Annotated in this window: 17 protein-coding genes; 8 read left to right on the top strand and 9 right to left on the bottom strand. The window is 54.3% G+C overall.

The features are described from left to right. Positions 1 to 211: 211 nt before the first annotated feature. Entirely contained in the window at positions 212 to 778 is a 567-nt protein-coding gene (gene gmhB, locus H650_RS18605) for a D-glycero-beta-D-manno-heptose 1,7-bisphosphate 7-phosphatase (RefSeq protein WP_020456629.1), read from the bottom strand. A 189-nt stretch (positions 779 to 967) separates the two neighbouring features. Between gmhB and metN the strand changes: the two genes are divergently transcribed. The 6 genes from metN to proS all read left to right on the top strand — a co-directional run bounded on the left by metN (position 968) and on the right by proS (position 6,551). Beyond that, positions 968 to 1,999: a methionine ABC transporter ATP-binding protein MetN gene (metN, locus tag H650_RS18600; protein ID WP_020456628.1), complete on the top strand. Its 1,032-nt coding sequence runs from the start codon at positions 968 to 970 to the stop codon at positions 1,997 to 1,999. Further along, positions 1,992 to 2,645 carry a methionine ABC transporter permease MetI gene (locus tag H650_RS18595; RefSeq protein ID WP_017458024.1) on the top strand — a complete coding sequence of 218 codons (654 nt, stop codon included), beginning with the start codon at positions 1,992 to 1,994 and terminating at the stop codon, positions 2,643 to 2,645. Before metN ends, H650_RS18595 begins: the two co-directional genes overlap by 8 nt. 42 nt (positions 2,646 to 2,687) lie before the next feature. After that, positions 2,688 to 3,503: a methionine ABC transporter substrate-binding lipoprotein MetQ gene (gene metQ, locus H650_RS18590; protein WP_020456627.1), complete on the top strand. Its 816-nt coding sequence runs from the start codon at positions 2,688 to 2,690 to the stop codon at positions 3,501 to 3,503. Positions 3,504 to 3,611: 108 nt separating this feature from the next. Continuing rightward, a complete protein-coding gene (rcsF, locus tag H650_RS18585) occupies positions 3,612 to 4,016 on the top strand; it encodes an envelope stress sensor lipoprotein RcsF (RefSeq protein ID WP_020456626.1) in 405 nt (134 codons plus the stop codon). Next, positions 4,013 to 4,720, top strand: a complete 708-nt coding sequence (tsaA, locus tag H650_RS18580; protein WP_020456625.1) for a tRNA (N6-threonylcarbamoyladenosine(37)-N6)-methyltransferase TrmO — start codon at positions 4,013 to 4,015, stop codon at positions 4,718 to 4,720. Before rcsF ends, tsaA begins: the two co-directional genes overlap by 4 nt. Before the next feature lie 112 nt (positions 4,721 to 4,832). Then, positions 4,833 to 6,551, top strand: a complete 1,719-nt coding sequence (gene proS / locus H650_RS18575; protein WP_020456624.1) for a proline--tRNA ligase — start codon at positions 4,833 to 4,835, stop codon at positions 6,549 to 6,551. Positions 6,552 to 6,756: 205 nt separating this feature from the next. On the opposite strand, the gene nlpE is transcribed toward proS, so the two are convergent. The 3 genes from nlpE to H650_RS18560 are packed head-to-tail and all read right to left on the bottom strand — an operon-like array spanning position 6,757 to position 8,455. Continuing rightward, positions 6,757 to 7,452: an envelope stress response activation lipoprotein NlpE gene (gene nlpE / locus H650_RS18570; protein WP_020456623.1), complete on the bottom strand. Its 696-nt coding sequence runs from the start codon at positions 7,450 to 7,452 to the stop codon at positions 6,757 to 6,759. Between the two features lie 35 nt (positions 7,453 to 7,487). After that, positions 7,488 to 7,910, bottom strand: coding sequence for an alternative ribosome rescue aminoacyl-tRNA hydrolase ArfB (gene arfB, locus H650_RS18565; protein WP_020456622.1), 423 nt, complete (start codon positions 7,908 to 7,910; stop codon positions 7,488 to 7,490). After that, a complete protein-coding gene (locus H650_RS18560) occupies positions 7,907 to 8,455 on the bottom strand; it encodes a YaeQ family protein (protein WP_020456621.1) in 549 nt (182 codons plus the stop codon). The genes arfB and H650_RS18560 overlap by 4 nt, the downstream gene beginning before the upstream one ends. A 195-nt stretch (positions 8,456 to 8,650) precedes the next feature. Between H650_RS18560 and H650_RS18555 the strand changes: the two genes are divergently transcribed. Together H650_RS18555 and rof are read left to right on the top strand one after the other, a co-directional pair. Further along, positions 8,651 to 8,851 (top strand): YaeP family protein, encoded by a 201-nt coding sequence (locus tag H650_RS18555; protein WP_017458016.1) that lies wholly within the window; start codon positions 8,651 to 8,653, stop codon positions 8,849 to 8,851. Further along, positions 8,838 to 9,098, top strand: a complete 261-nt coding sequence (rof, locus tag H650_RS18550) for a Rho-binding antiterminator (RefSeq protein ID WP_017458015.1) — start codon at positions 8,838 to 8,840, stop codon at positions 9,096 to 9,098. Before H650_RS18555 ends, rof begins: the two co-directional genes overlap by 14 nt. 27 nt (positions 9,099 to 9,125) lie before the next feature. Here rof and tilS read toward each other — a convergent pair whose 3' ends face one another. The 5 genes from tilS to dnaE form a co-directional block, all read right to left on the bottom strand. Then, the gene (tilS, locus tag H650_RS18545) at positions 9,126 to 10,421 is read right to left on the bottom strand and encodes a tRNA lysidine(34) synthetase TilS (protein WP_020456620.1); all 1,296 of its coding nucleotides are present in this window, start codon (positions 10,419 to 10,421) and stop codon (positions 9,126 to 9,128) included. Positions 10,422 to 10,483: 62 nt separating this feature from the next. Continuing rightward, positions 10,484 to 10,873: a VOC family protein gene (locus tag H650_RS18540; RefSeq protein ID WP_020456619.1), complete on the bottom strand. Its 390-nt coding sequence runs from the start codon at positions 10,871 to 10,873 to the stop codon at positions 10,484 to 10,486. A 57-nt stretch (positions 10,874 to 10,930) separates the two neighbouring features. Next, a complete protein-coding gene (locus H650_RS18535) occupies positions 10,931 to 13,069 on the bottom strand; it encodes a lysine decarboxylase LdcC (RefSeq protein ID WP_020456618.1) in 2,139 nt (712 codons plus the stop codon). 99 nt (positions 13,070 to 13,168) lie between these two features. After that, complete coding sequence (accA, locus tag H650_RS18530) at positions 13,169 to 14,128, bottom strand: acetyl-CoA carboxylase carboxyl transferase subunit alpha (RefSeq protein ID WP_020456617.1); 960 nt, start codon at positions 14,126 to 14,128, stop codon at positions 13,169 to 13,171. Between the two features lie 12 nt (positions 14,129 to 14,140). Then, on the bottom strand, positions 14,141 to 17,623 hold the full coding sequence (gene dnaE / locus H650_RS18525) for a DNA polymerase III subunit alpha (RefSeq protein WP_020456616.1): 3,483 nt from the start codon (positions 17,621 to 17,623) through the stop codon (positions 14,141 to 14,143). Between the last annotated feature and the right edge of the window lie 12 nt (positions 17,624 to 17,635).

The raw sequence follows: 17,635 nt of genomic DNA, 5'->3' as shown, positions 1-17,635 counted from the left end.
AGCGCTCTGTCGCGAGGTGGCGTATATTACGCTTTCCTCTTTCAGAGTCAACCCTGATTTTCAGGATTTTTTCTCTTCAACCGAACCGGCTGTTTGTGTGAAGTGATTCACATCCGCCGTGTCGATGGAGGCGCATTATAGGGAGCCCGAGCTGAATGACAAGCGGAAAAACACATTTTTATTTCAACCGCTCATCTTTTCGTCATAAAGGCTATTTTTGGTGCTTTTTGATGGCTGCTGGCAGCTCCGCAAGGCTATTAATCACCCAATCGGCGCTATTTTCAGCTTCCGGCGTGACGGGTTTCCCGGTGCGTACCAGTACTTTTGTTCCTACTTGTGCAGCAGATGCCGCCTGCATATCTTCCAGCTTATCGCCAACCATATAAGAAGCAGCCATATCAATGTGCAGAAAATCGCGCGCCGAGATGAGCATGCCCGGGTGCGGTTTACGGCAGTCACAAACCTGACGGAACTCTTCTACTGTTCCCTGCGGGTGATGTGGACAATAGTAGATACCATCCAAATCAACGCCGCGATCGGCTAAAGACCAGTCCATCCATTCGGTTAACGTTTCAAACTGCGCCTCGGTGAATTTGCCGCGTGCAATACCAGACTGGTTAGTCACCAGCACCAACGCATAACCCATTTCTTTCAGTTCGCGCATGGCGTCAATAACGCCATCAATAAATTCAAATTCATCAATCTCATGGACGTAGCCGTGATCAACATTAACAGTGCCATCACGATCAAGAAAAATAGCGGGTACAGACTTTGCCACGGGTTTGCTCCTGAAAAAGGCATATGTCCTTAGTATCTCATGTTTCGCTACACAGGAAAGTGCTCATCGTTGATGAGTGACATTGATTTAGACGTCTGGATGCCTTACCATCCGCTCTGTTTACGGCTAAAAGTCGTAACCGGCAGAAGAAAATGCCACGGCTAACTCTCATACGATAAAAATAATCTAATGATTAAACTTTCGAATATCACCAAAGTGTTCCAGCAAGGGAACCGTACGATTCAGGCGCTGAACAACGTAAGCCTGCACGTTCCAGCTGGTCAAATTTATGGCGTTATTGGCGCGTCTGGTGCGGGGAAAAGTACGCTTATCCGCTGCGTCAACTTACTTGAACGTCCATCACAGGGCAGCGTTCTGGTTGACGGCCAGGATCTGACGCAGTTGTCAGAAGCGGAATTAACCAAAGCGCGCCGCCAAATTGGCATGATCTTCCAGCACTTTAACCTGCTCTCTTCGCGAACCGTTTTCGGTAACGTTGCTTTACCGCTGGAGCTGGATAACACCTCGCGCGACGAGATCAATCGCCGGGTAACAGAACTTCTCGATCTGGTGGGTCTGGCTGATAAGCACGACAGCTACCCTGCCAATCTTTCCGGCGGGCAAAAACAGCGCGTCGCCATTGCTCGAGCGCTGGCCAGCAACCCGAAAGTGTTGTTATGTGATGAAGCCACCAGCGCACTGGATCCGGCAACCACACGTTCTATTCTTGAATTGCTCAAAGACATTAACCGTCGCCTCGGGCTAACTATCCTGCTCATTACGCATGAAATGGATGTGGTAAAACGCATTTGTGATTGCGTGGCGGTAATCAGCAACGGCGAACTGATTGAGCAGGATACGGTGAGCGAAGTGTTCTCCCATCCGAAAACACCGCTGGCGCAGCAGTTTATCCAGTCCACACTGCACCTCGACATTCCGGAAGATTACCTGCAACGCTTACAGGCGCAGCCGCAAACGGACAGCGTACCGATGCTGCGGATGGAGTTTACCGGTCAATCCGTCGATGCCCCGCTGCTGTCGGAAACGGCGCGTCGTTTTAACGTGAACAACAATATTATTAGCGCGCAGATGGATTACGCGGGCGGCGTGAAGTTCGGCATTATGCTGACCGAAATGCACGGCACCCCGGAGGATACCCAGGCCGCAATCGCCTGGCTGCAAGAACACCACGTAAAAGTAGAGGTACTCGGTTATGTCTGAGGCAATGATGTGGCTTTTTGCCCGCAGCATCTGGGAAACGTTATTTATGACCTTTGCTTCAGGCTTGCTGGGTTTTATCGTCGGGCTGCCGTTCGGCGTGCTGCTATATGTGACGCGTCCGGGTCAAATCATGCAAAACCCTGGGCTGTATCGCGTGATTTCCGCGCTGGTGAATATTTTCCGATCCATCCCATTTATCATTTTGCTGGTGTGGATGATTCCTTTCACCCGCGTGATTGTTGGTACATCTATTGGTCTGTATGCCGTCATCGTTCCACTGACCGTAGGCGCCGCGCCGTTTATTGCCCGCATGGTAGAAAATACTCTGCTGGAGCTGCCTGCGGGTCTGATTGAGGCATCACGCGCTATGGGCGCAACCCCGATGCAGATCATCCGCAAAGTTCTGCTGCCGGAAGCGCTGCCGGGGCTGATTAACGCGGCGACCATTACGCTGATTACCCTGGTGGGTTACTCAGCGATGGGCGGTGCCGTTGGTGCGGGTGGTTTAGGTCAGTTGGGTATCCAATACGGCTATGTGACCTACAATCCATTAGTGATGAATACCGTACTGATATTGCTCGTGGTTCTGGTTTACTTAATTCAGTTCGCTGGCGATCGTATCGTCCGGGCTGTGACGCATAAATAACGTTACACACAACATAACAACTCAGATAGAAAGGAAAATATCATGGTTTTTAAATTCAAGACCTTTGCAGCAGTTGGTGCTCTGCTGGGTTCTCTGGCGCTGGCTGGTTGCGGCCAGGACGAAAAAGATCCGAATCACATCAAAGTCGGTGTGATTGTGGGTGCCGAACAGCAAGTTGCTGAAGTCGCACAGAAAGTCGCAAAAGAGAAATATGGCCTGGACGTTGAGCTGGTTACCTTTAACGACTACGTGCTGCCGAACGAAGCGCTGAGTAAAGGCGACATTGACGCGAACGCTTTCCAGCATAAACCGTATCTGGATCAGCAGATTAAAGACCGTGGTTTCAAACTGGTTCCGGTCGGCAACACCTTCGTTTACCCGATCGCCGGCTACTCCAAAAAAATCAAAGCCCTGTCTGAGCTGCAGGATGGTTCTCAGGTAGCCGTTCCGAACGACCCAACCAACCTCGGCCGTTCCCTGCTGTTGTTGCAAAAACAAGGTCTTATCAAACTGAAAGATGGCGTGGGTCTGCTGCCAACCGTGCTGGATATCACCGAAAACCCGAAAAACCTGAAAATTGTTGAACTGGAAGCCCCGCAACTGCCGCGTTCCCTGGACGATGCGCAGATTGCGCTGGCGGTCATCAACACCACTTACGCCAGCCAGATTGGCCTGACGCCGGAAAAAGACGGCATCTTCGTTGAAGATAAAGACTCCCCGTACGTCAACCTGATCGTTGCGCGCGAAGATAACAAAGACGCGGAAAACGTGAAGAAATTCGTGCAGGCTTACCAGTCTGACGAAGTCAGCGAAGCGGCAAATAAAGTCTTCAACGGCGGCGCAGTGAAAGGCTGGTAATCTCCTCAGTCTGTAATATCATTCAAGGCGGGCGCAAGCCCGCCTTGTCATTTGTGCACGCGCCTGATTCAATAAGCGGCGTTAAGAAAATTACTTCGAGGATATATTATGCGTGCTTTACCGATCTGTTTATTAGCACTCATGTTAAGTGGCTGCTCCTTGCTAAGCAGATCTCCTGTCGAACCTGTAAAAAGCACCGCTGCGGCGCCAAAAGTAGAACCGGAGAAACCGAAAGTCACGCGCCCTGTCCCTGTACGGGTCATTACGGATGCCACCGAGCTGGTCGGTAAACCGTTCCGCGATCTGGGCGAAGTTACCGGTGAATCCTGCCAGGCCAGCAATCAGGACTCTCCGCCGAATATTCCTACCGCGCGTAAACGCATGCAAATCAATGCATCTAAGCTGAAAGCTAACGCGGTTCTGCAGCACAGCTGCGAAGTGACCAGCGGCACGCCGGGTTGCTACCGCCAGGCGGTTTGCGTAGGTTCTGCACTGAATATCTCATCCAAATGAGTACATTTGCTTTCGAGCAAATCGGCGTTATCCGCTCACCGTATAAAGAGAAGTTTGCCGTACCGCGCCAGCCAGGTCTGGTGAAACACGGCGGCGGCGAACTTCACTTGCTTCCTCCTTATAACCAGCCCGATGCCGTGCGTGGCCTTGAAGAGTTCAGCCACCTGTGGGTGCTTTTCGTGTTTCATCAAACGATGGAAGGCGGCTGGCGACCAACCGTGCGCCCGCCCCGGCTGGGAGGAAACGCGAGAATGGGGGTTTTCGCCACGCGTTCAACCTTCCGGCCTAACCCGATCGGCATGTCGCTGGTTGAGTTGCACGGCATCCGCTGCCAGAAAGATCAGGTGATTTTACAACTTGGCAGTCTTGATCTGGTCGATGGCACGCCGGTGGTGGATATCAAGCCCTATTTGCCGTTTGCTGAAGCCTTACCCGATGCGCAAGCTAGCTACGCGCAACAGGCACCTTCTGCTGATGTAGCCGTCACTTTTACGCCGGATGTTGAAGCGCAGCTTAGTGGGCTTGAAAAGCGCTACCCGCATTTCAAAACCTTTCTGTGCGAAGTGCTGGCGCAGGATCCGCGCCCGGCTTATAAGAAAGGGGAAGAGCAGGGAAAAACCTACGCCGTCTGGCTGTTGGATTTTAATGTGCGCTGGCGCGTAACCGATGGCGGCTTTGAAGTGTTTGCGCTCGAAGCGCGCTAATTTTATCCCCCTCTCTTTTGGCATCTCTGCCAGGCTGATAAACTAAACCACTTTTTTCTGTGTCAGGCCTGTCTTAGGCCTGTTCCGATTGTCCAAATGGAACCGTAACAACATGCGTACTAGCCAATACTTGCTCTCCACTCTGAAGGAGACGCCTGCCGACGCCGAAGTCATCAGCCACCAGCTGATGCTGCGCGCCGGGATGATCCGCAAACTGGCCTCCGGGTTATACACCTGGCTGCCAACCGGTTTGCGCGTTCTGAAAAAAGTCGAAAACATCGTGCGTGAAGAGATGAATAACGCCGGTGCGATTGAGGTGTCCATGCCAGTAGTGCAGCCCGCCGACCTGTGGCAGGAAAGCGGCCGCTGGGAGCAATATGGCCCGGAACTGCTGCGTTTTGTCGATCGCGGCGATCGTCCGTTTGTCCTCGGCCCAACGCATGAAGAAGTGATCACCGACCTGATTCGTAACGAGCTGAACTCGTACAAGCAGCTGCCGCTGAACTTCTTCCAGATCCAGACCAAGTTCCGTGATGAAGTGCGCCCGCGTTTTGGCGTCATGCGCTCACGCGAATTCCTGATGAAAGATGCCTACTCTTTCCATACATCTCAGGAATCGTTGCAGGAGACGTACGATGCAATGTACGCCGCCTACAGCAAAATCTTCAGCCGTATGGGTCTGGATTTCCGCGCCGTACAGGCAGATACCGGCTCGATCGGCGGTAGCGCCTCGCACGAATTCCAGGTGCTGGCGCAGAGCGGTGAAGACGATGTGATCTTCTCTGACTCCTCCGATTTTGCCGCCAACATTGAGTTTGCCGAAGCGCTGGCACCAAAAGAGCCGCGCGCCGCGGCAACGCAGGAAATGACGCTGGTTGACACACCGAACGCTAAAACCATCGCTGAGCTGGTTGAGCAGTTCAACCTGCCGATTGAAAAAACCGTGAAAACCCTGCTGGTTAAAGCCGTTGAAGGCAGCAGCTCCCCACTGGTTGCGCTGCTGGTGCGCGGCGATCATGAGCTGAACGAAGTTAAAGCGGAAAAACTGCCGCAGGTTGCCGCGCCGTTGACCTTCGCCACCGAAGCGGAAATCCGCGCGGTAGTGAATGCAGGCCCAGGCTCGCTCGGCCCGGTGAACATGCCGGTTCCGGTTGTGATTGACCGTACCGTTGCGGCGATGAGCGATTTCTCTGCTGGCGCGAATATCGATGGCAAACACTACTTCGGCATCAACTGGGATCGTGATGTAGCGACCCCAGAAGTGGCAGATATCCGTAATGTTGTTGCCGGCGATCCGAGCCCGGATGGCAAAGGTACGCTGCTTATCAAGCGCGGTATCGAAGTCGGTCACATCTTCCAGCTGGGCACCAAGTACTCCCAGGCGCTGAATGCCGCCGTGCAGGGCGAAGATGGTCGTAACCAGATCCTGACCATGGGTTGCTACGGTATTGGTGTAACGCGTGTTGTGGCTGCGGCCATTGAGCAGAACAACGACGAGCGCGGGATCATCTGGCCTGACGCCATTGCGCCGTTCCAGGTCGCGCTGCTGCCAATGAACATGCACAAATCTTATCGCGTGCAGGAACTGGCGGAGAAACTCTACGCCGAGCTGCGTGCGCAGGGTATTGAAGTGCTGATGGACGATCGTAAAGAGCGCCCGGGTGTGATGTTTGCCGATATGGAACTGATCGGTATCCCGCATACGGTGGTGATTGGCGATCGTAACCTCGACAACGACGATATCGAATATAAATACCGTCGCAATGGCGAGAAGCAGCTGATCAAAACCGGGGATATCCTCGATTATCTGGTCAAAGCCATCAAAGGCTAAGCGCCCCAACAAAAAGCCCCGCAATGCGGGGCTTTTTTATAACTACCGAAATACCACGTGACGGGCATCTGGTTTTGGCGCTGCCTTATTATTACTGGGTTTAAATCAAGCATGACCAACAGGTTTCATTTTAAGCGCAGGTTTCGCATGCCCTTCACGCTAATCATGCCGCCTTCTGTAAAGGCGGTTTTTGCACTGCTAATGCTTAATCATCACAACCTTTATTGGGGCTAAACTTACCGCGCTTATTCGTCACCAGCACTTTCTGCGCCGCACCGGTGTCCGGGTTTGGCTCAACGGTGAAATGCCCTTCGACCACCAGCAGAATCGGTTTGGTTTCTGTTCCGCGCGCTGCCGCATAGTCGCGCTCAAGCTGCGCATTGCTGGCAACAGCTACCTTCTTGCCGGTTGCACAATCGGTAAATACCGCCGCATCAGCCATGTACATATACATGCCGCGCATCGCCATTGGCGTTGCCGGTAGCGCGGCTTTTACTGGCTGTAACGTGTAATTGAGCTGAGAAGTGATGGGGTTGCCTTGCTGGTCCAGCATCTCCAGCGCATCGCCTTTGGCGCGGAAAAAGGTTTTATCACCGTGCGTATCAGTGAGGATCAGTTTATCCGCCGTGCGCGCCCAGTTACCATACGTGGCAAACACCGAGGGCGCTTTTCCTCCCTGATAGCGCTGGTTCATCACCCAGCTCCCGTCTTTCTCCAGAAACAGAGAGGTTTCAATCCCTTCGCAATCCGCGCAGGGCAAAACACCGCGCCAGCTTTGCTGCATCGGTTTCAATTCTTCAACTTGTGTTGGCTGTACCGTCTCAACATCGCCACGGTTGTTACATCCGAAAAGCGCAAAGAGCGTACACCCCGCCAGCACCGCTAAAATCGCTTTTTTCACACCCAATTCCTTATGCCCGATTCTGTTATTACCCGTCAGCCTTCATGACCCCGAACTTTACCGCGTAGCGCTTTTACCGACGACTTTTGCGCCTTGCCCGATAACCGGCGCTCTTTCGATGCGCGGGTTGGGCGCGTTGCCCGACGGCTCTTTTGCACGACGGTTAATTCTTTAATTAACGCCACCAGGCGAGCGATTGCTGCTTCGCGGTTCATCTCCTGGCTGCGATATTCCTGTGCTTTTATCACCACCCAGCCTTCGCTGCTAATCAGATGGTGCGACGCCTCCAGTAAACGCGCTTTGTAATACTCTGGCAGGCTTGAAGCCCGGATGTCAAAACGCAGGTGGATCGCCGTTGAGCTCTTATTGACATGCTGACCGCCCGCGCCCTGCGCACGCACCGCCGTGATTTCCAGCTCTTCGTCAGCAATGGCGACCGAACGGGAGATCTCAATCATTGCGGCTGCTGCCAGGCTTCAAGGTGGATCTCCAGATTCTGGCTCTCGTCCGATAACCAGATAGCGCCATCCTGTAACGTCGCTTGCAGCGTCATGGTACGATCGCTGGCAAACGCGCTCAACCCGGCCAGTTGCACATCATCCAGATACCAGATGCTCAGATTGCTAAATGCCGCGCAGCGCGACTGATTCTGCTGCCACCAGATCTGCGCCGCGCGTGAATTATAGGTAAAAAGCGCCACCTCTTTCGCCTGTGAGCAGGCTTTCTTCAGCCGTTTTTCCTCCGGCAGCCCCAGCTCAATCCACAGATCGATACCCAGATAATCATTGCGTAGCCACAGTTCCGGTTCATCGTCAGCACTGAGACCGCGGGTAAATTGCAGACGTTCATCCGCATATTTCATCCACGCCAGCAGGCGCAGCATCATGCGTTCTTGCGTCTCAGAAGGATGGCGAGCCAGCGTCAGCGTTGCATCTAAAAACTGATTACGATCCAAATCGGCAACGTTCACCGTCGCTTTATAAATTGTCGCTTTTAATGCCATGTCACCGCTCCTTCATAAAATGGTCGCTATTGTAGCGAATATAAGCATAAAGCGCTGTTATCTCTTGTCGCAGTGGATATTCATCGCCCTGATAATGATGAATAAGCTGTGGTATAGTCACCTTGCTAAACAGAGTTTAACTTCGTAGGCTTAGTGTTATCTCACAGTAAAGTCAGGTTGCTGACAGGAGGTGATGTGAACAATTATTGTGAGTTAGTACGCAGACGTTATGCGGAAATCGCCAGCGGAGATTTAGGGTATATCCCGGATGCGCTGGGGTGCGTGTTGAAAGTGCTGAATGAAATGGCGTCGGATGACACCCTTTCAGAGTCGGTCAGGGAAAAGGCGGCGTATGCTGCCGCGAACTTACTGGTGAGCGATTATGTCAATGAATGATGCCTATCAACCCATCAACTGTGATGACTATGACAACCTTGAACTCGCCTGCCAGCATCATCTTTTATTGAAGCTGGAAATGAAAGACGGCGAGGTGCTCAGCGCCAAAGCCAACGATTTAGTCTCACGTAAAAATGTGGAGTATCTGGTGGTTGATGTCGCAGGCGCCGCGCGCGAACTGCGTCTCGATAAAATTGCCAGCTTCAGCCATCCTGAAATCGGCACCGTTGTGGTGAGCGAGTCCTGACATTTTGCGGGCAGCGCCTGTTGCCCGTTATCTTCGCCACGCCAGCCGTACGCCTTTTTGCTCCGCGCTTTTCGCCCCTTCTCGCGTAACGAATAACCCCGCCGCCGCCATCAACGTTTCACCATAAAACAGCAGCGGCGTGGTATCGCGCCGCCAGGGCGCCACGCCAAGTTCCTGCCAGATTTTCTTCAGCTTGCGCCCGCCGCTGCGCCCGACGATATGCAACATACCGGGTGCCTGAAAGCGGATCGAAACCGCCTCATCAGCGTTGGGGGGGCGAATTTCCCCACCCGCCACTAGCAACAGCTCACCAAGACCCGCCGGTAATGTTAGCGGCTCGAAAGGTGCCAGCCACGGCAGTTGCGTATCACGCTGGCTTTCAATGGCGCGGATCCACCACAAGCACGACTGATAACGACGCACTTCGAACTCACCAAGTCGCAGACACGGTGAGGCATCTTCTCGCGCCAGCGCCACTTCCTGCCACAAGCGATCAAGCATGGCACGTGATGGCATGACCGCGCCGCGCTGCGCCAGCCAGCGACGCAGCAGCGCCCGACGGCGCGCATCGCTTAGCGTATAAAGAGGGACAAGCTCCAGCGCCCCTTCAGCCGTCGTCGCCGCATCAAGTTCCGCCGCCAGTAGCTCATCAAGTAACTGCTCTTGTTCGCCACACAGCGCGGCACTTCGCGCAACAGCGTCGGCGAAATGTGGCCAGCGTGCCGCCAGCACCGGTAAAACCTGCAAGCGTAAAAAATTGCGATCGAAGCTGGCGTCGGCGTTACTTTCATCCTCAATCCATGACAGCGCATGGTGAAGCGCCCACTGGTGCAGCTCATCGCGAGTTTGTGTCAGTAAGGGTCGAATAAGCTGAGTGCCGGCAAAAGGCATACTTTCGGGCATGGCCGCCAGCCCGGCAGGCCCGCTGCCGCGTTTTAACGCCAGCAGGAACGTTTCACACTGATCGTCCAGATGCTGAGCCGTTACCAGCACGTCACCGGGCAGCAGTGCCTCCGCAAATGCCTGATAACGCGCGCTGCGCGCCTGCGCTTCAATCCCTTCCCCGTTGTTCACCAGTTGAACGCGAACGACGCTGAGCGGGATCTGCCAGCGCGCGCAAATATCCTCACAATGCTCCGCCCAGGCGTCGGCGTGCGGGCTAAGCCCGTGGTGAATATGAATGGCGCGCAGCTTGAGTTCGGGTAATTGCTGTCGCCAAAGCATCAATTTATGCAGCAGGACGGTTGAATCCAGCCCACCGCTAAACGCCACCAGAAACTGGCGCGATGTGGTCGGCATTGATGCAAAGAAGGGCGTGGTCATAGCGATTATCAAAACGGAGTAATGCCCGGCACGTTACCGGGCATTAGCGGAAGTGGCAAGTATTACTGCTGGTAAAGCTCGAGCGGCAGGCCATCAGGATCGGTAAAGAAAGTGAAGCGTTTATCGGTGTAAGGATCGATGCGGATCTCTTCGCACTGCACACCGTGAGCCGCCAGATGCGCCACTGCCTTGTCGATGTCATCAACGCTAAACGCCAGATGGCGCAGCCCGCAGGCTTCTGGTCGGCTGGGGCGCGCAGGCGGGAACGGGAAAGAAAACAGCTCAATCACATACTGGCCGTTCAGCGCTAGGTCGCCTTTCCATGAATCACGTGCTTCGCGATAGACCTCGCTTTGCAGCGTAAACCCGAGGATATCGCAGTAAAACGCTTTGCTCTTCGCGTAGTCCGTGGCAATGATGGCAATATGATGAACCTGTTTTAAACCCAGCATAGTCTCTCCTTTTTTGATGCCAGAACGTTACGCCTGCCGGTGTTTGCCCGCAATAGCTCAGCGGTTTTTTAGGACTCGTACCCGATAAACGCCCTCTTCGTCCCGCTTCGCGCCATGAATATCCGTCTCAAAACCGGGATAGTGGCGGCCAATAGCGCAAAGCATCAGCAGGAAATCCAGCACGGCTCTGCTCGCTTCGGTGATCATTTCACCGGGCATCACCAGCGGCACGCCTGGCGGATAAGGCAGGATCATATTCGCCGAGATTCGTCCTATCAGTCGCTCAAGCTCAATGGTTTCCACCTCGCCCTGAATTTGCCGCTGCCAGGCCTGGTGCGGCGTCAGTTTCATTTCCGGTAATACATCAAACGCTTGCAGCATTAAACGTGGAAGATCGTGCTGGCGGATGAGCTTATGGATCCCCTGAGCCAGATCCTGAATGCGCATATTGCGGTAGAAATCCGGATCTTCGGCGTAGAGATCCGGCAGCATATTCTTCACGCGCAGATTCAGATCGTAGGCGCGTTTAAACTCCATCAATCCGCGCAGCAACCCCATCGCGCGGGTTTTATCAATGCCAATACTGAACAAAAACAGCAAGTTATATGGCCCGGTTTTCTCAACCACCACACCGCGCTCATCGAGGAACTTCGCCACCAGCGCCGCCGGGATCCCCTCGTCACTCATGTTCCCCAGCTCGTCCATCCCCGGCGTCAGGATGGTCACTTTAACCGGATCGAGAAACATATGGTCGGCATCCGCATCGCGAAAACCGTGCCATGCTTCACCGGGCGCAACCGGCCAGCAGTCCGCCTCTTCAATCTCTTCTGGCTGCCAGATATCAAAGAACCAGCCATCGGCTTCATCTTTCAGCCGCTGAACTTCTTTACGGAAATGCAGCGCGCGCTCGACGGAACGGTTAATCAGACGTTTGCCGGGATTACCGCGCAGCATCGCAGCCGCCGTTTCGATGGAGGCCACCAGCGGGTAACTCGGCGAGGTGGTGGTGTGCATCATAAATGCTTCGTTAAAGGTGTCTTCATCATATTCACCTTTAATATGAATCAGCGATGCCTGTGAAAATGCCGCCAGCATTTTGTGCGTCGACTGGGTTTCAAAGAACACTTTTCCTGGCACCCGCTCGCCACTCATGCCGCTTTTCCCGGCGTAGATCGGGTGAAAATTGGTATAAGGAACCCAGGCAGAATCGAAGTGGATCGACGGCACATCAAGCGTCTTTTTGATCCAGTCGGTGTTATACAACAGTCCGTCATAAGTGGAGTTGGTGATCACCGCATGTACCGGCCAGCGTGCGCCCGCCGTTTTTGCCACCTTCTGTTCGATGCTGGCATGGGTAAATTCACGACGAGGGATCCCGCCCAGAATCCCCAGCGCATTGCGCCCGGGTTTCAGCCATAGCGGCGTAACGTCGCTCATCATCAGCAGATGTGCCAGTGACTTATGGCAGTTACGATCAATCAACAATGTGCTGCCGGCCGGTGCGGCATACATGCCGACGATTTTATTCGAGGTCGAGGTGCCGTTGGTCACCATGTAGCTCTGCTCCGCGCCAAAGGTGCGGGCGATATACTCTTCGGCTTCCAGATGCGGGCCTGTGTGATCCAGTAACGAGCCCAGCTCCGTGACCGAAATAGAGACATCTGCTTTTAACGTATTGCCACCGAAAAAATCGTAAAACAGGCAGCCAACCGGGCTTTTCTGATAAGCCGTGCCCGCCATATGCCCCGGCGTACAAAAGGTATATTTGCCTTCTTTAACGTAGGTAAACAGCGCGCGGGTAAACGGCGGCGTGATGGTTTCGAGATACTCGCGGGTGTACTGGCCGATACGCGTAGCAATATCCTCGGACACACCCAGCGCATACTCGAAAAACCATAGCGCCATGCGCATATCCTGGATGCTGACGTCCATCGTCGAGTGGGTATTGATAAAGGCGTACAGCGGGAGATATTCGTTAAGCTGATTGATTTCGCTGCACAGATCGAGGGAGTACTCATCCCAGTCAAAGATAACGCCGCAGATGCGCGGGTTGTGTTCGATAAATTTCAGTAAGTCGGTGCTGTTTTGCGGCCAGATAAGTTGAAAGCCCTGGGCCTGTAATGCCTGCTCAAGCTCCTTAATTGGCTCATCTTTATAGAAAACGCCATGTGGTCCCATGATGGCAATAATATTCACGGCTACCTCCGTTAAAAACCTTAGCTAAGCATAGTTGAGCTAAACGGCAGGTATAAAAAAAGCCGCACAGCGGTGCGGCTTTTCAGAGTGGGATGAGGATCAGGCGTAGCCGTAGCTCATCAGACGCTGGTAACGGCGGTTACGCAGATCGTCTTTGCTCAGCACATCCAGATCGGCCAGATCGGCCAGCAGTTGTGCTTTCAGCGACGCCGCCATCGCTTCCGGGTTACGATGAGCACCGCCCAGCGGTTCCGGAATGATCGAGTCGATCAGTTTCAGTTCTTTCAGACGCGGGGCGATAATCCCCATCGCTTCGGCAGCCAGCGGCGCTTTATCGGCGCTTTTCCACAGAATCGATGCGCAACCTTCCGGGGAGATAACAGAATAGGTGCTGTATTGCAGCATATTCACTTTATCGCCCACACCAATCGCCAGTGCGCCGCCGGAGCCGCCTTCGCCAATCACTGTGCAGATAACCGGCACGCTCAGGCGGGACATTTCACGCAGGTTACGCGCGATCGCTTCAGACTGACCACGCTCTTCCGCGCCCACGCCCGGATAAGCACCCGGCGTGTCGATAAAGGTAATGATCGGCATGTTGAAGCGTTCTGCCATTTCCATCAGGCGCAGCGCTTTGCGATACCCTTCCGGTGCAGGCATACCGAAGTTACGGCGGATTTTTTCTTTGGTTTCGCGGCCTTTCTGGTGGCCGATGATCATCACCGGACGCCCATCCAGACGCGCGATACCGCCAACAATGGCTTTATCGTCAGCGTAAGCACGATCGCCAGCCAGTTCGTCGAACTCGTCGAAAGCCAGGCGGACATAATCCAGGGTGTATGGACGCAGCGGATGGCGAGCCAACTGCGCGACCTGCCATGCGCCAAGATCGGCGAAAATTTTACGTGTCAGCTCAACGCTTTTCTCACGCAGACGATGCACTTCTTCGTCGATGTTAATATCCAGTTTTTCATCCTGACGGCCAACGGCGGTCAGAGAATCGATTTTCGCTTCCAGCTCAGCAATCGGCTGTTCGAAATCAAGGAAATTCAGACTCATAGTATTCCTGTATTAGTCAAACTCCAGTTCCACCTGCTCCGAACCTATGAGGCCACGCAGATCGTTGAGTAAACGATCGCTCGGAGAGACACGCCACGTTGCGCCGAAGCGTAATCGCGCGCGCGCATCCGTCCTCTGATAGTAGAGATGTACTGGAATGGTTCCCGAACGGTGGGGTTCCAGAGACTGACGGAGTCGGTTTAAAAGCTGGTCATCAATTTGCCTGTCCGTCAGCGAGATAGCAAGCCCACGGGCATATTTTTCCCGGGCTTCGTCAATGTCCATCACTTCGCGGGCGGTCATTTTAAGCCCCCCACTGAAGTCATCAAAGCTGACCTGTCCGCTGACGATAAGTATGCGGTCTTTTTCCAGCAGTTGCTGGTATTTATCCAGGGCATCAGTGAACAACATCACTTCAAGACGCCCGGAACGGTCATCCAGGGTACAGATGCCGATACGATTGCCGCGCTTGGTGACCATAACCCGCGCGGCAATGACGAGCCCCGCCGCCGTGGTCACTTTCCCACGTTCGGTCGGATGCATGTCTTTCAGCCGGTAGCCTCCGACATAGCGCTCAATTTCTTTTAAATACTGGTTAATCGGGTGACCTGTCAGGTACAACCCTAACGTTTCACGCTCGCCATCCAGCACCACCTGTTCCGGCCACGGCTGGCAACTGGCGTAGGACTGCTCGATCTGCTCCGGCTCTTCTGCCAACACGCCAAACATATCCGCCTGCCCAATCGCCTCGGCTTTCGAGTGCTGATCGGCGGCTTTCAGCGCATCGCCCAGCGCGTTCATTAGCGCAGCTCGATGCGGGCCAAGGCGATCAAACGCCCCGGACATAATCAGCTTTTCCAGTACACGACGATTGAGTTTTTTGATGTCGGTACGGGCGCAAAGATCGAACAATTCGCGGAAGTAGCCACCGTTGTTGCGCGCTTCAATGATCGCTTCGATCGGGCCTTCCCCCACGCCTTTGATCGCGCCGATGCCGTAAACAATTTCGCCATCGTCATTAACGTGGAAATGGTACAGACCTGAGTTGATATCCGGCGGCAGAATTTTCAGCCCCATGCGCCAGCACTCATCGACCAGGCCAACCACTTTCTCGGTGTTGTCCATATCGGCAGTCATTACCGCCGCCATAAACTCGGCCGGATAGTGCGCCTTCAGCCACAGCGTCTGGTACGACACCAAAGCATAGGCGGCAGAGTGCGATTTGTTAAATCCGTAACCTGCGAATTTTTCCACCAGGTCGAAGATTTTCATCGCCAGTTCGCCGTCGATACCGTTTTTCTTCGCGCCATCTTCAAAAATCGAGCGCTGCTTGGCCATCTCTTCCGGCTTTTTCTTACCCATCGCACGGCGCAGCATATCTGCGCCGCCAAGGGTGTAACCCGAAAGCACCTGCGCAATCTGCATCACCTGTTCCTGATACAAGATGATGCCATAAGTTGGCTCCAACACCGGCTTCAGGCTCTCGTGCTGCCACTGAACATCCGGGTAGGAGATCTCTTCACGCCCGTGTTTACGGTCGATAAAGTTATCCACCATGCCTGATTGCAGCGGACCCGGACGGAACAGCGCCACCAGAGCGATCATATCTTCGAAGCAGTCAGGCTGCAGGCGTTTGATCAGGTCTTTCATGCCGCGGGATTCAAGCTGGAAAACCGCCGTGGTTTCCGAGCGTTGCAGCATGTCGAAACTTTTCTTGTCATCCAGCGGAATAGCGGCGATGTCCAGCGGCGGCTCGCCGTTCTTCTCGCGCCGGGCGTTAATCATCTCTAGCGCCCAGTTAATGATGGTCAGCGTACGCAGCCCGAGGAAGTCGAACTTCACCAGGCCCGCATATTCCACGTCGTTTTTATCGAACTGGGTAACCGGATGCTGACCGGCTTCATCACAATACAGCGGCGCAAAGTCGGTAATTTTGGTTGGCGCGATAACCACACCACCGGCGTGTTTCCCGGCGTTTCGCGTCACCCCTTCCAGCTTGCGCGCCATATCGATCAGCGCTTTGACCTCTTCGTCGGCTTCGTAAATTTCTGGCAGTTGCGGTTCGGCTTCAAACGCTTTAGCCAGCGTCATGCCCGGATCCGGCGGCACCAGTTTTGAAATTCGGTCGACAAAGCCATACGGGTGGCCAAGCACGCGGCCAACGTCGCGGATAACCGCTTTCGCCGCCATGGTACCAAAGGTGATGATCTGTGATACCGCATCGCGCCCGTACATATCCGCCACGTGCTCGATAACCTGGTCGCGTTTTTCCATGCAGAAATCGACGTCGAAGTCAGGCATCGACACACGTTCCGGGTTAAGGAAACGTTCGAACAGCAGGTCAAACTCCAGCGGATCGAGGTCGGTAATTTTCAGCGCATACGCCACCAGCGAACCCGCACCGGAACCACGTCCCGGCCCTACCGGTACGCCGTTGTCTTTCGACCACTGGATAAATTCCATCACGATGAGGAAGTAGCCCGGGAACCCCATCTGGTTGATAACCTGGAGTTCAATATCGAGACGTTCATCGTAAGGCGGGCGCTTTTCGGCGCGCACGTTTTCATCCGGGAAGAGAAATGCCAGTCGTTCTTCCAGCCCCTCTTTGGATTTCGCCACGAGGAAATCCTCGGTGGTCATATCCCCCGTCGGAAACTGCGGCAGGAAATATTCGCCAAGACGAACGGTGACGTTACAGCGTTTGGCGATTTCGACCGTATTCTCCAGCGCTTCCGGGATATCCGAGAAGAGCTCGCACATCTCCTCTTCGCTGCGCATGTATTGCTGCGGCGAATAGTTACGCGGGCGTTTGGGATCGTCGAGGGTAAAACCGTCGTGGATCGCCACGCGGATCTCATGGGCGTCGAAGTCGTCGGCATCAATAAACCGCACATCGTTGGTCGCAACAACCGGCAAGTCATGCTCTTCTGCCAGTGCGACAGCGGCATGCAGGTAAGACTCTTCGTCCGCTCGCCCGGTACGGATCAGCTCCAGGTAGTAGCGATCGTGAAAATGGGTTTTATAGAACTCAAGACACTGCTCAACCAGTGCGCTATTGCCGCGCAGCACGCTTTTACCCACGTCGCCCATGCGCCCGCCGGAAAGCAGAATCAGCCCTTCATTGAGTTCCAGCAGCCAGTCACGGTCAATCCACGGGCCGAGCGCGCCATAACCGCGCTGGTAGGCGCGCGAAATAAGCAGCGTCAGGTTTTGATAACCGGTGTTGTTGATAGCGAGAACGGTGAGCTGCGTCAGCTCGTCGCCAAGCAGATCGCTTTGCACATGAAAATCAGCACCGACGATAGGCTTCATCCCGGCACCGTGCGCCGTTCCGTAAAACTTCACCAGACCACACAGGTTGGTAAAATCGGTGATCGCCAGCGCAGGCATGCCGAGCGCGGCCGCCTTTTTCACCAGCGGTCCGGTTTTCGCCAGCCCGTCAATCATGGAATAGTCGCTATGCACCCGCAGGTGTACGAAACGTGGTTCAGCCATTTTTAGATCCCA

It is taken from the genome of Enterobacter sp. R4-368 (assembly GCF_000410515.1).
Classification (GTDB): Bacteria; Pseudomonadota; Gammaproteobacteria; order Enterobacterales; family Enterobacteriaceae; genus Kosakonia.
This window is presented reverse-complemented; position numbering and strand designations above follow the sequence as displayed.

Coding starts and splice junctions, on each gene's coding strand:
- metN (WP_020456628.1), top strand. CDS start 968: ATGATTAAACTTTCGAATATCACCAAAGTGTTCCAGCAAGGGAACCGT.
- H650_RS18595 (WP_017458024.1), top strand. CDS start 1,992: ATGTCTGAGGCAATGATGTGGCTTTTTGCCCGCAGCATCTGGGAAACG.
- metQ (WP_020456627.1), top strand. CDS start 2,688: ATGGTTTTTAAATTCAAGACCTTTGCAGCAGTTGGTGCTCTGCTGGGT.
- rcsF (WP_020456626.1), top strand. CDS start 3,612: ATGCGTGCTTTACCGATCTGTTTATTAGCACTCATGTTAAGTGGCTGC.
- tsaA (WP_020456625.1), top strand. CDS start 4,013: ATGAGTACATTTGCTTTCGAGCAAATCGGCGTTATCCGCTCACCGTAT.
- proS (WP_020456624.1), top strand. CDS start 4,833: ATGCGTACTAGCCAATACTTGCTCTCCACTCTGAAGGAGACGCCTGCC.
- arfB (WP_020456622.1), bottom strand. CDS start 7,910: ATGATTGAGATCTCCCGTTCGGTCGCCATTGCTGACGAAGAGCTGGAA.
- H650_RS18560 (WP_020456621.1), bottom strand. CDS start 8,455: ATGGCATTAAAAGCGACAATTTATAAAGCGACGGTGAACGTTGCCGAT.
- rof (WP_017458015.1), top strand. CDS start 8,838: ATGTCAATGAATGATGCCTATCAACCCATCAACTGTGATGACTATGAC.
- tilS (WP_020456620.1), bottom strand. CDS start 10,421: ATGACCACGCCCTTCTTTGCATCAATGCCGACCACATCGCGCCAGTTT.
- H650_RS18540 (WP_020456619.1), bottom strand. CDS start 10,873: ATGCTGGGTTTAAAACAGGTTCATCATATTGCCATCATTGCCACGGAC.
- accA (WP_020456617.1), bottom strand. CDS start 14,128: ATGAGTCTGAATTTCCTTGATTTCGAACAGCCGATTGCTGAGCTGGAA.
- dnaE (WP_020456616.1), bottom strand. CDS start 17,623: ATGGCTGAACCACGTTTCGTACACCTGCGGGTGCATAGCGACTATTCC.